This is a genomic window from Maribacter sp. MS6, from assembly GCF_056839185.1.
Genome location: NZ_CM166389.1, coordinates 2,210,197 through 2,225,819 on the forward strand (window position 1 = coordinate 2,210,197; position 15,623 = coordinate 2,225,819).

General features: G+C 39.2%; 14 protein-coding genes. 6 read left to right on the forward strand and 8 right to left on the reverse strand.

Going from position 1 to position 15,623, the window contains the following annotated elements; all coding sequences use genetic code 11:
* Position 1 precedes the first annotated feature (1 nt).
* On the forward strand, positions 2-1,624 hold the full coding sequence (locus MS6x_RS09730; protein ID WP_482607090.1) for an outer membrane beta-barrel protein: 1,623 nt from the start codon (positions 2-4) through the stop codon (positions 1,622-1,624).
* Here MS6x_RS09730 and MS6x_RS09735 read toward each other — a convergent pair.
* The gene (locus tag MS6x_RS09735; protein ID WP_482607091.1) at positions 1,614-2,360 is read right to left on the reverse strand and encodes a lysophospholipid acyltransferase family protein; all 747 of its coding nucleotides are present in this window, start codon (positions 2,358-2,360) and stop codon (positions 1,614-1,616) included. The genes MS6x_RS09730 and MS6x_RS09735 overlap by 11 nt on opposite strands.
* A 72-nt stretch (positions 2,361-2,432) precedes the next feature.
* On the opposite strand from MS6x_RS09735, the gene trpS reads away from it, so the two are divergent.
* Positions 2,433-3,401, forward strand: coding sequence for a tryptophan--tRNA ligase (gene trpS, locus MS6x_RS09740; RefSeq protein ID WP_482607092.1), 969 nt, complete (start codon positions 2,433-2,435; stop codon positions 3,399-3,401).
* 127 nt (positions 3,402-3,528) lie between these two features.
* On the forward strand, positions 3,529-6,039 hold the full coding sequence (locus MS6x_RS09745; RefSeq protein WP_482607093.1) for a TonB-dependent receptor plug domain-containing protein: 2,511 nt from the start codon (positions 3,529-3,531) through the stop codon (positions 6,037-6,039).
* 44 nt (positions 6,040-6,083) lie between these two features.
* Here the strand turns inward: MS6x_RS09745 and bamJ are convergent, their stop codons facing one another.
* The 3 genes from bamJ to dprA all read right to left on the reverse strand — a co-directional run bounded on the left by bamJ (position 6,084) and on the right by dprA (position 9,489).
* Positions 6,084-6,836 (reverse strand): BamJ family beta-barrel-assembly machinery protein, encoded by a 753-nt coding sequence (gene bamJ, locus MS6x_RS09750; RefSeq protein WP_482607094.1) that lies wholly within the window; start codon positions 6,834-6,836, stop codon positions 6,084-6,086.
* Between the two features lie 70 nt (positions 6,837-6,906).
* Entirely contained in the window at positions 6,907-8,097 is a 1,191-nt protein-coding gene (locus tag MS6x_RS09755) for a hypothetical protein (RefSeq protein ID WP_482607095.1), read from the reverse strand.
* A gap of 273 nt (positions 8,098-8,370) precedes the next feature.
* Positions 8,371-9,489, reverse strand: coding sequence for a DNA-processing protein DprA (gene dprA, locus MS6x_RS09760; RefSeq protein ID WP_482607096.1), 1,119 nt, complete (start codon positions 9,487-9,489; stop codon positions 8,371-8,373).
* Positions 9,490-9,580: 91 nt separating this feature from the next.
* Here dprA and MS6x_RS09765 point away from each other — a divergent pair, with 91 nt between their 5' ends.
* The 3 genes from MS6x_RS09765 (at position 9,581) to MS6x_RS09775 (ending at position 11,772) form a co-directional block, all read left to right on the forward strand.
* Positions 9,581-10,540 carry an HU domain-containing protein gene (locus MS6x_RS09765; RefSeq protein ID WP_482607097.1) on the forward strand — a complete coding sequence of 320 codons (960 nt, stop codon included), beginning with the start codon at positions 9,581-9,583 and terminating at the stop codon, positions 10,538-10,540.
* A gap of 173 nt (positions 10,541-10,713) precedes the next feature.
* Positions 10,714-11,109 carry a VOC family protein gene (locus tag MS6x_RS09770; RefSeq protein WP_482607098.1) on the forward strand — a complete coding sequence of 132 codons (396 nt, stop codon included), beginning with the start codon at positions 10,714-10,716 and terminating at the stop codon, positions 11,107-11,109.
* Positions 11,110-11,256: 147 nt separating this feature from the next.
* Positions 11,257-11,772 carry an acyl-CoA thioesterase gene (locus MS6x_RS09775; RefSeq protein WP_482607099.1) on the forward strand — a complete coding sequence of 172 codons (516 nt, stop codon included), beginning with the start codon at positions 11,257-11,259 and terminating at the stop codon, positions 11,770-11,772.
* On the opposite strand, the gene MS6x_RS09780 is transcribed toward MS6x_RS09775, so the two are convergent.
* From MS6x_RS09780 to MS6x_RS09795, 4 genes are read right to left on the reverse strand one after another with little or no spacing between them, the layout of a single operon-like run.
* Complete coding sequence (locus tag MS6x_RS09780) at positions 11,769-12,614, reverse strand: aldo/keto reductase (protein ID WP_482607100.1); 846 nt, start codon at positions 12,612-12,614, stop codon at positions 11,769-11,771. The genes MS6x_RS09775 and MS6x_RS09780 overlap by 4 nt on opposite strands.
* 9 nt (positions 12,615-12,623) lie before the next feature.
* Positions 12,624-13,862: a murein hydrolase activator EnvC family protein gene (locus tag MS6x_RS09785; protein WP_482607101.1), complete on the reverse strand. Its 1,239-nt coding sequence runs from the start codon at positions 13,860-13,862 to the stop codon at positions 12,624-12,626.
* Position 13,863: 1 nt separating this feature from the next.
* On the reverse strand, positions 13,864-14,649 hold the full coding sequence (gene lolB1 / locus MS6x_RS09790; RefSeq protein ID WP_482607102.1) for a lipoprotein insertase outer membrane protein LolB1: 786 nt from the start codon (positions 14,647-14,649) through the stop codon (positions 13,864-13,866).
* Between the two features lie 2 nt (positions 14,650-14,651).
* Positions 14,652-15,599, reverse strand: coding sequence for a tetratricopeptide repeat protein (locus tag MS6x_RS09795; RefSeq protein ID WP_482607103.1), 948 nt, complete (start codon positions 15,597-15,599; stop codon positions 14,652-14,654).
* Positions 15,600-15,623 lie beyond the last annotated feature (24 nt).

Consider the following 15,623-nt stretch of genomic DNA (forward strand, 5'->3'; position numbering starts at 1 on the left):
GATGAGCAAAAAGAAACTAGACGAACTGTTCCGAGACAAGTTCTTGGGTTTCAAAGAAGTTCCCGACGATAGGGTCTGGGCTTCTATTGAAGCCTCGCTGAACAAAAAGAAAAAGAAACGAATACTTCCGCTGTGGTGGTCACTTGGTGGTATCGCAGCTGCATTAGTGGTTGGACTCCTTATTTTTAACCCATTTAATCAAGAAGGCAACACGGATCAAATCATAACAGATATTGAGCAAAAAGAAACGGACACTATTAAAACATCCGGTGATGCCACTAAAGAATTGGATTTGAACCCACACAGCGAGGATTCCATTGAATTTGCTACTGATACGGAATCCCATTCCGTTTCCGAGCAACCCGAAGTACAGGTTGCAACCACCACGGATTCAAAAGACGACTCTTTAAAAGGTTCACGTAACCAAGGCCAAAAAAATAAAACTATTCCGGGTGTCAAATGGTCCAAAGAGAATGAAGCCATAGTGCACTCACCTCAAACGAGTAAAGATAAACGCGAAAAATATAAGGATATCAACAAGGCCAACTTAAAATCGGAAATCGACGTTGCCGATACTAAAGAAGCGGTACAACAATCATCCGAAAAATCGCTACCCGCACAAAATTTGAAGGGCAATAAAAAGATAGTAAAGGACAGCAACGAAACTGCAGTTGCAACGAACAATAGCGATTCCAAGCAAAATAAGGCTGTTGAAAACGAGTTGCCCAATGCAAACATTACTGGACAAATAGGCTCGGAAAAAACCGAAACTCAAGTAGCGTTGAACGAAAAAGAGCAAAAAAGTGATAGTATACTTTCAACTAACAAAAAATCAATTTTTGATGAAATAGAAATCCAAAAAGTGGAAGCTATTGCTGAAACACCCACGAAAAAATGGTCTGCCGGGCCAAGTGTAGCCCCAGTTTATTTCAATGCCATCGGTGAAGGCTCTTCCGTGCACTCCATTTTTGTACCAAATGCCAAGTCCGGTAATATCAATATGAGTTATGGGGTATCGGTTGGATACGAACTAAGTTCAAAACTTAGCGTACGCACAGGTATTCATAAGGTAGACTTTGGTTACGATACCAATGATATTGCATTTTCTTCCTCACCATTGGCTACTACAAATGGGCAAATAGATAACATAAATTACAGAGCAACCTCTAAAAACTTGGTTGTATCCAGTAAACCTGGAGGTAGTGCTCGCGAGCAGGCACCGACGAATTCGATCGACTTTTCTTCCTCCCAAAATATCGAAAGGGAAGGTTTCATGACACAACAGATGGGATATTTAGAAATACCCTTAGAATTAAATTATGCCCTTTTAGACAATAAGTTTGGTTTAAATGTGATTGGTGGTGTAAGCTCACTTTTTTTAGTGGATAATTCCGTAGCCTTAACCTCAGGTAACCTTACTACGGAAATGGGTGAAGCAAACAATGTAAACGACCTTAATTTTAGCGCTAATTTTGGTCTTGGCGTCAACTACAAGTTTTCTCGTAACATTCATTTGAACATTGAGCCGGTATTCAAATATCAGTTAAATACTTTTTCTGAAACGGATGGTACGTTTAACCCATATACCGTAGGGGTTTACAGCGGACTTAGTTTTAGGTTTTAAGACTTAAGATTAAATCCGATAAAATTACCTCCCGCACCTCTTCGCGTAAGGTAGATGTATCGCTCTGCGCCAAGATACCTGTTTCAAAAAACTCATGCACTTTTGCACGACTAATGCCCGGTCCTCCACTAAAAAAGGTAAAAGAAAACCGTTTTTTATTATCGTAAAAAGTTATGGGTACTACCGCTATATTATGAGCAATTGCCATTCTAAAAGCCCCATCCTTAAATTTGTCCAATAAAATATGTTCTTCCGGCACCCCTCCTTCCGGGAAAATACAGATGCTTAAGCCTTGATTGAGTCTTTTCTGTGCCCTGCGATACACACCAGTCCTACTGCGTGTGTCTTCTCTATCGACCAAAATACAGACCCGTTTATAGAAAAATCCGAATAACGGTATGTTGACCAACTCCTTCTTGCCAACGAATACAAAGGGGTTTTTACTCACATAGAGCATCAACATGATATCCAACATACTCGTATGATTTGCAACCAGCATATAACTCTGTCCGCTAACCAATCGCTGTTCATAAACTACTTTTGGCAGACAGCCCATACCGTATAGGATTGGCTTCGCCCACATATTGCGTGCCATCCAAAAAAACTGGGGATACCAAGTCTCTTTTGAGGCAAATACTAACAATATGGGAAAAAAAAGGAGAATAGGTATTGCCACCAAAACATAAAACCAAATGCGGTATAACACATGGCCTATACTTTTAATCATTTTGAGCATGAATCAAAAGTAGGGATTTTGATAGTTATTTTTTGATTTGTTTTACCTTTGCTTCCTTATTACAAAAAGCAAATGGCTAGAATATTAACAGGTATACAAAGTACAGGGACACCACATCTAGGTAACATCCTTGGTGCTATAATACCCGCCATACAGATGGCGCAAGACCCAAAAAACGAATCCTTTCTGTTTATTGCGGATATGCATTCCCTAACCCAAATAAAAGAAGGGGACGAACTTAGAAACAATACCTATGCCACCGCTGCCACTTGGTTGGCGTTTGGGTTGGATATTGAAAAGACCGTATTCTATCGCCAAAGTGATGTGCCGCAAGTAACGGAACTTTCTTGGTACCTCAGTTGCTTTTTTCCCTACCAACGATTGACCTTAGCACATTCTTTTAAGGACAAACAGAATCGTTTGGAGGACGTAAATGCCGGTCTTTTTACCTATCCTATGCTCATGGCGGCGGATATACTGTTATACGATGCCAATATTGTACCTGTAGGAAAGGATCAAATGCAACATATAGAAATGACACGCGACGTGGCCTCCCGATTCCATGCCCAATTAGGCGATACCTTTGTATTACCTGAAGGCAAGGTACAAGAAGAAACCATGTATGTTCCAGGAACCGATGGCGCTAAAATGAGTAAGAGTAAAGGAAATTTAATAAACCTTTTCCAAACAGATAAAAAACTGCGCAAACAGATCATGGGCATCCAAACCGATAGCACCCCCATGGAAGATGCCAAAGACCCGAATACCGACAACGTATTTGCACTTTACAAAATATTGGCGTCACAGCCACAGATAGAAGAAATGAGTGCCAATTACCTAGCGGGAAACTACGGCTACGGACATGCCAAACAAGCCTTATACGAGGTCATTCAGAACAAGTTTGATCAGCCTCGTGAAAGGTTCGAATATTATATGAATCATTTGAACGAAGTAGACGAAGCCTTGGCCTTAGGAGCCGAAAAAGCTAAAAAAATAGCTGATGGGGTTTTGGAACGCGTTCGGGAGAAGCTGGGATATTAAAATTGGTCGTAATTTCATTTGAAATAGATAATTGCGTCAAAACAGATGTTATAAATCAAAGTTAAAGTAACTGGATATTTATACTAAATAGTATAACTTGAATTTGCATTGTAAATTCTATTACCAGATGAAATATAACTACCTTATTACCTATATATCCTTTGTCTCCTTGCTGTTTCTTCACCTGAACTGCTACGGTCAAGAGAATCCAAGGTTCCAAAATATTCTTGGTAAACTTGCAACCTATAGTGCTAACAAAAGCCCAGAAAAAACATATATAAAAACGGACAAAGACTTGTACATAAATGGGGAAACTATCTGGTACAAGGTTTTTCTTCTTGATGGGGCGACCCTCACAGATTCCCAAAAAAGCAATGTTATTTACGTTGAATTATTAAATTCCCAAGATAGTGTCATAACCCAACAAAAATTATTTGTTAAGAATTCAGGGGGCGATGGAACTATTGAAATACCGGAGACCGCTAAAGGTGGGGATTACCGGCTACATGCGTTCACCAAATATATGCTAAATGAGAAAACCCCGATTTTCCATACCAAACAAATAAGCATTAAGACGGCAATAAATGCAAGCACGGTGCCTGAAACGTTAGAAAATGAAGTAGTGCCTATCGCAACGAATTCGGTCATAAAGGAAAGACCATTGATTTCCTTTTTTCCAGAGGGTGGTGACCTTGTTTCGGGTCTGATAAGTGTGATTGGAATCAAAGCAACCACGGCCAAAGGAAACGGCATCGCTCTGAAGGGGGACATACTGGATGAATCCGATCAGGTAGTTTCTACCTTTGAAACCTATGACTTTGGGTTGGGGAAGGGAACTTTTATTCCCGATATCAACAAAAACCATCGCGCGCGTGTGATTGTTAATGGTAAAGAAGAAATATATCCTTTACCAATTCCCGTCCCAAAGGGAAACACTTTAAGCAGCAGGGACACAGACAATTTTCTAGTAATCGATGTGGCTACCAATGTAGAGGAAGGACTTTACGGAAGTATGCTCGTAGGCCACGTAAAGGGCGAAGTCTTTTTTCAACGTATTGAAAAATCCAAGGGTAAAAAATATACCGTTAAACTTTTTACGGATAAAATGAAGGATGGTGTGGCTCATTTTACACTTTTTACTGCGACCGGAGAGCCTGTTTGCGAAAGATTGGTTTTTATCGATAACCCCTTAAACGATTTGAAGCTCTCAATAAATGCGAACAAGAGCAACTATTCACTAAGGGAAAAGGTATCGTTGAACCTGGCTATCGATCACAATGGAAAGGAGCCTGTTTTAGGGAACCTTACGGCAAGTGTTATTGCGGCGGAAAGTATTTCTGTAAATGCACCAAGTACCATTAAAAGCTGGCTATTATTAAACTCTGATATGGGAGGGACGGTTCCCGATGCCAATTTTTTCTTTGATGGTACAAATGCTAAAAAAAGATATCTTCTAGACGCTCTGATGCTCACCCATGGGTGGCGAAGATTTGTATGGGAAGATATGTTGGCCAATCGGGTAGACAAAGGATTAATGTTCAAACCTGAAAAGGGAATCATGGTAGAAGGTAAAATCACCAGTTTTAAAAACAAATATCAACCTAAGGAATCCGCTGTAAGTTTTAACGTTTTGGGGGAGGATATTTACCAGACAAAAAAAACGACGAATCGTCAAGGAGATTTTAGTTTTGGCCCATTTATCTTTCAGGATTCCGTAAAAGCTTTAGTCACAGCGGAACCCATAAACATATCAGCAAAAAAGAAAGAAAACGAACTGGCAATTTATCTAAAAGATAGTTTTCCTAAGCCTTCCTTAATCAATCAAAACATCTCTGGGAATACAATATCCAATACCACCTTTCCCGATACATACTTGGAACAGGCCTATAACCAAAAAGTTCAGAATTTAAAATACGACCCAGAGGTGATAAAACTGGACGAGGTCACCGTTGATGGTCAAAAAAAACAGACACGCAAACAGATTATTGAAGAAAGGATAAATAAGTTAACCATTCATAGAGAGCCTGACGCAAGAATTTTCGAGGATTCCATACCGGGATCGGATTATCTCAGTGCTTTTGATTTGATACGAAATGTGATTGGTGTTCAAGTCGTAGGAACATATCCTAATCAATCGGTAGTCATTAGGGGGGGGAGCTCAAGTTTGCTTGGATCTAACTCACCTCTTTTTCTTTTGGATGGCATGGAAATCGGAGCACCGGCTTCCGCCATGATGGCAAACGAAATTATGTTTATAGATGTACTTATGGGGGCAAATGCTGCCATGTATGGTGTAAGAGCCGCTAACGGGGTTGTTGCTATGTACTCCTATGTTGATTTGGGTATTGATGAATCTGTTCAGACACGTCGCCCCGGTATTACTAATTTTAAAATAAATGGATTTCATAAAAAAAGGGAGTTTTATAGCCCCGATTATGACAAGCCCGAGCCTAAACACCTGCAAAGGGACTATAGGACTACCCTACATTGGGAACCCAATTTTAGTTTTGACAAAAACCATAACTCCGATCTTAGTTTTTTCACTGGGGACGAGCCAGGCGTATATGCTATCCAAATTGAAGGACTCACCTTAGATGGCAGGATAGTCAGCGCTACCAAAAACTTTTTGATTGAGTAATCTATTAATTTAGACGTATTTAAAAAATAGGGGGATAAATTTACCTATTCCTCAATCCCTAACAGTTCCATCTCAAATATCAATGCAGCATAAGGGGGAATTTCACCTGCACCTCTTGGACCGTAGGCTAAATCTTGTGGGATAAACACCTTCCATTTAGAGCCTACAGGCATTAATAACAAGGCTTCGGTCCAGCCTTGAATTACTTGAGTAACTCCAAAAGTAGCAGGCTCGCCCCGTCTTATAGAACTATCAAATACAGTTCCATCGATGAGGGTTCCCAAGTAGTGCACTTTTATCCTGTCCGTTGAACTTGGAATGTCACCTTCTCCTTTAGTCAGAATTTCGTATTGCAGCCCACTTTTGGTAGTTACTACTTCAGGTCTTTTTCCGTTTTCTTCCAAGAAATTTTCACCTTCGGCGCTTTGCACTTTGGCCAATTCTTCCTGTTTTGCTTGAATTGTACGTTTTATAAGCATTTGCGCATCTTGGATTTGCATCTTTTCTTTGCCCTTAAACGCATCTTCCAACGCCATGGAAAAGGCATTATAGGATAGGGAATCAAAACCTACCGTTTTTAGGTTACTGCCAATACTAATGCCAAAAGCATAGCTAAAGTTTTGTAAAGTGTCCTGCAAGTCCAGCTCCTTCGCTTTGGCTATTGCATTTAGTTGTGCCTGCATTTCAACTGCATTTGCCTTTAGCTGTGCAACTTCTTCAATGAGGTCTTTTTTCTTTTGGGCAAAACTGAAAAAACCAGAAAGAAATACCATTAATACAATAATCGACTTATACATTTTACTCAAATTTTATTTGGATGCGAAAATAGTTAAAATCCTAAAGAATATGATTTGTTATCATTAACAATCACTTCCGAACAGGAACAAAATGACTACTACCAATTATAAAATGTATGTCGTCTTTAGGATATAAACCAAAAAATAACGACTCTGTGGTGCCGTTACCGTAATTTAACTTGATTGTCCTATTCTCAATTTTATAAGTGCCAGAACTATTTTTATTGACTAAAACCGGTCTCCAACCACCAATACCCCCTTTAGTAGTTTTCCATTCAAAACGTCCTTGAGCATCAAAATAAACAATACTGGAATTAATTATAGTACCTCCCGTGAAAGGGTCAGAGGTTTTAAATGTACCATTCAGTACAAAATTGTTTTTGGCAGGACGCACCTTGAACCAGTTTTTCCAATCGGAAACATCTCCATCCCCACTATCGGTTAAGTAAAAAACATTATTCTTTATTTCCCATGTGTCCCAATGCTTGGGGTTTTCCCTTTTTGAAGCAGCAACATCCAACGTTTCCAAAGGTTTAGATGGTTCGTATAAACATTCACCATTGGCAAAAAGGGCATACACCTTATTTGAAACATATACGCCCCCCAAACCGTAGGATGTTTTGGTTATCATCACCACGTCTTTTAAATTTTTGTTATTGAAATCAATGTTATTGACCGTTTTTGTAGGGATTGCAATCGCTTTTGGAGCTTGAACTAACGTGGTTGCATCTTTATTGACACTTGAAATCGCAGCTAAACTATAGGTTTCTAAAAGTTCGTTTGCCATTGCTTTGGCAACAGCGCTATTCTTTTTCTCAAGTTCATTGATGGACCCCAGCCAAATGGCTCTTAAAATCAATTCATCATACTTTTTTTGTTTTGCCGTGTTATCCAGATCCTCATCAATCCCGTTCGTTTTATAATAGGCTTTCATTTTATTAATATTCTCAACGGAGTTCCCGTCCCTAATTATGTTCCCTGTGCTTATTTCTGCACAAATATCTTCCACAACTCCTACTATTATTCCTATTTCGTACGGTTGCATGTCATACTTGGAGGTAAGATTTTCATATAACCGAAATAGTTCTTCGCTCTTAATCAATCGTTCCATCACGGTTAGCCCTATGGCAGGGGTTTTTGTTTTAAGTTCCTCCCAAAGGGCATTGGCAACCTCTTTTCGCACGGCGGCATCGGGAGTATAAGTTGTTTGACCATAAGACAAAAAACAAGTGAAGAAAAATAAAAGAAAAACACTTCTCATGATTAGGTTTTAAGCTAAAATTAAACAATTTTATGGTGTGATGTTGCCAAGTTTTACTGAAGATTAGTTGTTTTAAAGATATTAAAAGAGGCAATTAGGGACAGGATACCAAAAAAAGAGATATGAACTAGATAGTCGGTTTTTAGAATGATGACTTATTGGTACCATGCGTAAAATGGGGGTATCTGAAAGTATATCCTAGACAAACTACACAAACTGGTAATCCAATCAGGTAAAAGAAGAAATTTTTAGACCGATTAGTCTGTCAAAACGCTAAATCGCCTCAAACAATTTTCCAGGCAATGGGCGTATAAGCCCTTTCATTTCCATGGCTAACAAGGTAGAAGACGCCTTAAAGATTGGGATGTTACAAGAAAGCGCTATACTATCCAACATTTGCTTTCCATTTTGTTGCAGGTATGTATAAATGGACTGCTCGGTTTCGTCCAAATCTACGAACAACTGTTTTTGTACCGCAGTCGTTTTCTTTTCCTCCAAATCCCAATCAAGGATATAGATCATGTCGGCTGCGGATGTCAACATATGTGCTTTTTGATGTTTGATTAGATTGTTACAGCCTAGACTATACTTATCAGAAGTGCGACCGGGTACGGCAAAAACATCCCTATTATAGCTGTTGGCAATATCTGCTGTGACCAAGCTGCCCCCTTTTTCTGCCGATTCTACGACCAAGGTTGCTTCACTCATTCCCGCAATAATGCGGTTTCGTTTTAGAAAGTTCTCCCTTTCAGGATTACTGGTACTCCAAAATTCAGTGTAAAAGCCGCCATTAGTGCAAACATCGGCCTGATATTTAGCATGTGTTTTCGGATATATCTGATTAAGTCCGTGTGCCAAACAGCCTATGGTCTGCAAGCCATGTTTTATAGCTTCGCGTTGAATACAAATATCTACCCCGTAAGCAAATCCGCTTATGATAATCGGGTTCAAAGGAGCAATATCTGCAATAAAGCGTTCACAAAACGCGGTGCCATAACTCGTAATTTTTCGGGTACCCACAACACTGATAAGCTTTTGACCCTCTAAAGCTATCTTTCCCTTTTTGAAAAGTAGGATAGGGCTATCGATACAATGCTTTAAATAATGCGGATAGTCGGCATCCTCAAAGTATGTCCACTCCACATCGTTGGTAGTTATGAACAAACACTCTTTTTCGGCCGCCTTCAAATGCTCAGCGTCGAACAAATGTTTTATGGTATGGGTGCCAATACCATCGATTTGTAATAGATGGTTCCGTTTAGCCTTAAAAATAGCCGATGGACTACCGAAGTGTGCAATAAGTCGTTTTGCTATTACATCGCCAATATTGGTAACATGCTGCAGTCTTAAGATTGCAATGAGCTCATCCGTAGTGTGTTGGAATTTTATCATCAGGTAGTGCAAAATAACACAAATATTAATGTTAATAAAAAGTTAGGGGAAGGGTTTTTATCGCCCTTATTTTTTTTGATATTTGTTCTTAATGGTACTAGAACACTATATCAGCGAATTGCTTTACAGATACAGCTGTGTGGCAGTCCCCACATTTGGGGCCTTTCTTACACAGAAGACTTCTGCTCGAATCAACGATACCACCAATACCTTCTTTGCTCCAACTAAAACCATTGGTTTCAACCAACAGTTAACTTCAAACGATGGCCTTTTGGTTTCCCACATTGCAGAAGCAGAAAAAATTTCATTTGACATCGTACTTTCTAAGATAGAGGAAACGGCAAGCAAATGGAAAGAACAATTGACTGCCGGAGAGAAACTAAGTTTGGAGCGTATTGGCCTGTTATGGACAAATGCAGAAGGTAACATTCAGTTTCAACCGTATTTGGAAGTAAATTACCTTACTTCCTCCTTTGGTTTTGCCCCATTTAACGCCATTCCTGTAACGAGGGAGGTTTTAAAGCAAGAAGTAGTAGCTCTAGAAGAGAAAATACCCTTCATTATAAGTCCGGAACAACGCGAAACCAATTCTTTTAGACCCTATTTAAAATACGCTGCTATTTTTCTGCTGGCACTCTCTACCGGGCTTGCAGGATACCATGTGTATAACAATGGACTCGTAAATGAGCAATTAGCGCGGCAAGATGCCCAGGAACAAGTAACAAAACAGATACAGGAAGCTACGTTTTTTGACACTACTCCTTTAGAATTACCTACCGTAAAGGTTAATGCTGTTTCTATTCATAAAAAAATGTCCGCAACCGGGAAACATCATATCGTTGCAGGCGCGTTTCGAATTAAATCCAATGCAGATAGAAAAGTAAAGACATTACAAGACAAAGGTTACAATGCAGCCTATTATGGCACCAATGCTTACGGATTGCACATGGTTACGTATGACCGTAGTGATAATGCCCAAGAGGCACTGGAATCGTTACGAGAAATAAAACGTACCGAATCTTCGGATGCGTGGTTGCTTTCAGAAAAGTAAGAAAATCCGCTAGGCCATATATAGAGCGTCTTATTTTCTGCTCTTTTTACACTAATAGATTATACTTTTATTAGCTGCTTCAGTTTGGATTTACCTAAGGTCAGATACTGCTATAACTTCATTATAAACTACTGAACCATGGCAGTACCTGCCAACAAGTTGAACGAACGAATATGAAATACGCCTATACCATAATTTATGTAGCCGATGTTATGGAATCCATTGAATTCTATGAAAAAGCATTTGGGTTTACCAGGAAATTCATAACACCAGAAAACGACTATGGAGAGCTGCTCACAGGAGAAACTACCATCGCATTTGCTTCAACAGCATTAGGCAACGCTAACTTTAAACAAGGTTTTACAAAAATTACGAATTCTGGTAAGCCCGTTGGCGTGGAGTTGGCATTTGTAACAGAAAATATTGATGTCGACTTTAAAAAAGCTGTTGCTGCCGGAGCAACAGCTTTTGAAGCTATTATTGAAAAATCATGGGGGCAGAAAGTTGGCTATGTTCTTGACAACAACGGATTTCTAATTGAAATGTGTACGCCAATAAACATAAGATAATGTGCAAAGCTTAAATCAATGCCTTAATCTGGTATACGTTTCACAAAGTGCCTTTCTTACCTTAATACGTTCGGAACTGATAAAATATTCCAAAACGCTTACCCTTTCCCTTTTTAGCCCCGTATCTTTGCGGAAATATTTATGTTGATGGAATTGAAAACACCTTTAGGATCAAGAACTACGATGACGGATATGGTGCTCCCAAGCGAGACCAATCCCTTGAATAACCTATTTGGAGGAGAACTTTTGGCCCGTATGGACCGAGCAGCCAGCATTGCCGCGAGAAGGCACAGCAGACGTATTGTAGTAACAGCCTCCGTAAACCATGTTGCGTTTAATAGAGCCGTTCCAGTTGGTAGTGTTGTTACGGTAGAAGCGGCCGTTTCACGGGCTTTTAAAACGTCTATGGAGGTGTATATCGATGTTTGGATGGAAGATCGTTTTAGCGGGGAAAGAACCAAGGCCAACGAGGCAATTTATACGTTTGTAGCGGTAGATGATACCGGAAAACCTACAGATGTGCCACCATTAACTCCCGAAACCGATTTAGAAAAAGAACGTTTTGCCGGAGCCTTGCGAAGAAAACAACTCAGTCTAGTGCTAGCGGGTAAAATGAAACCGGATGATGCTACGGAATTAAAAGCTTTGTTTATGGGGTCCTAAAAATCAAAGTGGTCTGGATGTGCACCTGTACGTTCGTTTCTATCTAAACTATCTAAATACCTAACATCTTCTTGTGACAACTCAAAATCAAAAATATCGGCATTGGAAGCTATACGGTGTCCATGCACGGATTTTGGAATAGGTATCACTCCTTTTTGAAGATTCCAGCGAAGTATAATCTGAGCTACCGATTTTCTATATTTTTCAGCTAGCTGATTACAAAAATCCAACTCAAATACCTTACCGACCATGAAGGGCGACCAGGCTTCATACTGAATGGTATTTTTAGTGCAAAAATCGATTAAATCCTGCTGCACCAAGTATGGGTGAAATTCCATTTGATTGACCATGGGTACTATAGTAGCATCGGCCATTACGTCTTCCAAGTGGTGTTGAAGAAAATTACTTACCCCAATAGCCCTTACCTTTTTATTGGCGTATAAGTATTCCAATGCTTTCCAAGTTTCCTTGTATTTACCTTTCACGGGCCAATGAATTAGATATAAATCAAGATAGTCTAACTGCAAACGGTCCAAACTGTCTTGAAAAGCTTTTAAGGTGCTGTCATATCCTTGATCGGTATTCCAAACTTTAGAGACCACAAAAATGTCGGCTCTAGGTACATTACTCGCTTTTATGCCCTTGCCAACGCCTTCTTCATTGTTATACACAGCAGCAGTATCTATATGCCTATACCCTACATCAAGAGTCGTTTTAACAGCATTGACCACCTCATCTTCATTGTCCGCTTGATACGTGCCCAAACCTAAGTAAGGCATCCTAACTCCATTATGAAGCTTGAAACTTCCATCTATCCCGGTAATACTGCTCTCCTGCTTCATGCTATAAAATTATAATTGATATACCCAATCTTCTGGATTTAGTTTAGAGGTGTTCTGATATAAATAAAACTTTAACCGCGTTTGACCGTTGGACGTATTGGTAAACACCGTCCCCAAAGCCTCCTTGATAGCCACTTTGTCCCCTTTTTTAACGTACAATTGGTCTAGATTGTAATAGGTACTTATAAAGTTACCGTGCTTTATCTGCACTCCTTTGTTTCCACCTGGAACAGATAATATCGCAATTACCTCACCCTCAAAAATTGCTCTTGCCTTTGCTCCGGAATCGGTAGCTATGATTACACCATTGCTTTCGTGCTTAATACCAGGATATATGGGGTCCTTATAGATACCAAAACCCTGACTCTTTATCCCTTTTTCTACGGGCCAGATGAGTTTGCCCTTATTGGCCGAAAAATTATTCGCAATAATGGTTGCTTCGGGTGTTAGTAAAAACTCGCTGTTCGAAGCCTTCTCCTTTGTTTTAACCCCAGATTTTTTATTGGAGGCGGCAATGGCACTACGAATTAGTTTTTCTATTTGTTGATCTATCTTTTTAGCTTCCTGTTTCTTTTTCGAAATAGCAGTGGAATATTTAGATTCGTTCTTGCGTATGGTGCTCAAAAGAGCTTTTTGGTCTTGGATTTCACCAAACAGTGCATCCTTGGCTTTACGGTTTTGCGCCAATAGGACTTCTTTTACTTTTCGCTCTTCGTTCAAATCGCTGTTTAAACGGGCCAATTCTTCGGTCTTTACCGCTATTTGCTCTCCCTGTTCTCGCCTATAGTCGGTATACTGCTTCATATACTGCATCCGTTTAAATGCCTGAAAAAAACTTTCAGAGGACAACAAAAACATTAATCTGTTTTGTTTTGATTTGTTCTGATAGGATTTTTGAACCATGGTGGCGTACTCCTGTTTTATCTGTTCTAGATCGCTTTTTAACTTTCCTATGTTTCTAATATTTGTATTTATCTGCCGGTTAAGCAGATTGGATTGCTGATTGGTAACCCGTATCAATTCTTGACGCACAGTAATTTTTTTATCCAGCGCCTCCATCTGATCTAGAACATTTCCTTTTTCTTTCTTTTCGGCAAAAAGTAAACGGTTAATATCCCGTATTTCCTGTTGTAGTTTTTCGCGCTTTTCCTCAAGTGCTTTTTGTTCTGTTGTCTGTGCATGGGCGGTCTGGACCAAGCTGGTCATCAACACCAAAAAAAACAATTGAAAACCTGTTTTTAGACTCATGTTATTCTAGCACAATTTCTTTATAGCCGTTTGGTATAGTATATGGAAAATTAAGCTTTTGATTTAATTCTAAATTCCGATACTCCAAAGTTATTGTATTTTCGGTAGTACCATCTAGCGCACTAATAAAAATTTCATTTGGCCATACGGTAGGGCCTACATTTTGATAATTCTTATACTTGATTTGAAGCATCCTTCCTTTTTCAGGTTGAGACACTTGTTGTGTGGCCATTTTGAAATTCTTGGGTTCTATTTGAAACATCACTTTAAACAAGGTCCTGGCAGTTTTAGGAGTTAGTCTATAACTATTGTCTATTGTACTAACAACATATTTATCATTTTTTAAATCTAAGATGGCTTCTCCCAAGAGTAGATTTTGAACACTGTTAAAATCTACCTCCGTACCTAAGAGTTGACTGAGGTATGAAAAATTACCATCAAAATATTCATTTTGAAGTTTGTTGTAAAAGGAGACCCTATCTGGTGTAACATAGGCTTTTACAATCCCAAACGGTGCACTTATCCAGATGCCCTTATCCTTTTCCATACGTAAACTAACTGCGAAACTTTGGGCATCATCTCCGTTGGCATAGTCTATTTTTAACTTTCCTCTAAGCGTATTAAAATTTGTTTTATTCTGGTCATGTGATTTTATGATCGATTTTGCGGACAGCCGCTCATCTATACTGCCATCGGAAACAACTTTAGCACCTTTACAAGAGAAGATCAATACGGCTAAAAGCGCATAATTAATTGCCTTCAGGGACTGGGTTAAGCTAATTTTCATACCTAAAATCCGGGTTTTACCTTACGAAGGTACATATTTGCCTTTGAAGGATTGGAGATCGCGTTATATGCTATGGAAAGTTCGGTATAAATTTTGTTCGCTAGTGAAATATCACTGACCATATAATCTAAAGCTGTTTCCAATACATTAATAGCATCCCTATATTTCCCATTTTTATTTAAGGCATATCCATTAGCATAGTAAAAATAGGGTTGGGCCGGGTAATTTTCCAAGGCATCTTCTGAAACTCGCAGTAACATGGCATTTCCGGAGGTCATCATAAGTAAGCCTCTGATTCTCGCCTTATAACTTTCCATGGCATTTACAGCTGTGTTATTGGCTATGGTAGCGGATGTAAACGAGACGCTTGTACTGTTCCTTTGCTTAATAGCAATAGCATCCTTGATTTTTTGACCCAATATACTTACGCTCTTAGAGGGTTCCAACGAACCAACAAGCTTCAAAGCTTCATCGTAATTATCTTGTCCATAATATATTTTAGCCAAGTTTTCCCTGAGTATCATATGCTGCATTGGAATATCCTTTTCAACGCTTGAAAGGTTATTTCCTTGGGCCTTAAGACTAGTTATAAGGGTATACAAATACCAGTAATTATCTGGTTTTTTTGAAACAGCATCAACTGCGTAATCTAGGGATTCGATATAATTTTTGTCTAAGAAGTACAACTTAGCCAATTCATGGGTTACGGCCTCATTATCAGGCTGTAGGCGTTTACATTCCAGTAAGTAATTGATTGCCCTGTCGTAGTTTTGAATACCTTTTTGTTTAAGCCCTTCGAAGAAATTTTCTTGAAACTCGTCCGAATATTCCTCTAAAAACACCTCGGCGCTTTCTTCCACTTGGATTTCCTGTTCTTCTTGGGCATAACTATACCATGGAGTACAGCATACTCCTAAAAACAACAACAAGAGAACAAATTCTTTGTACATAACTCAATGCATATTCTTTTTTTG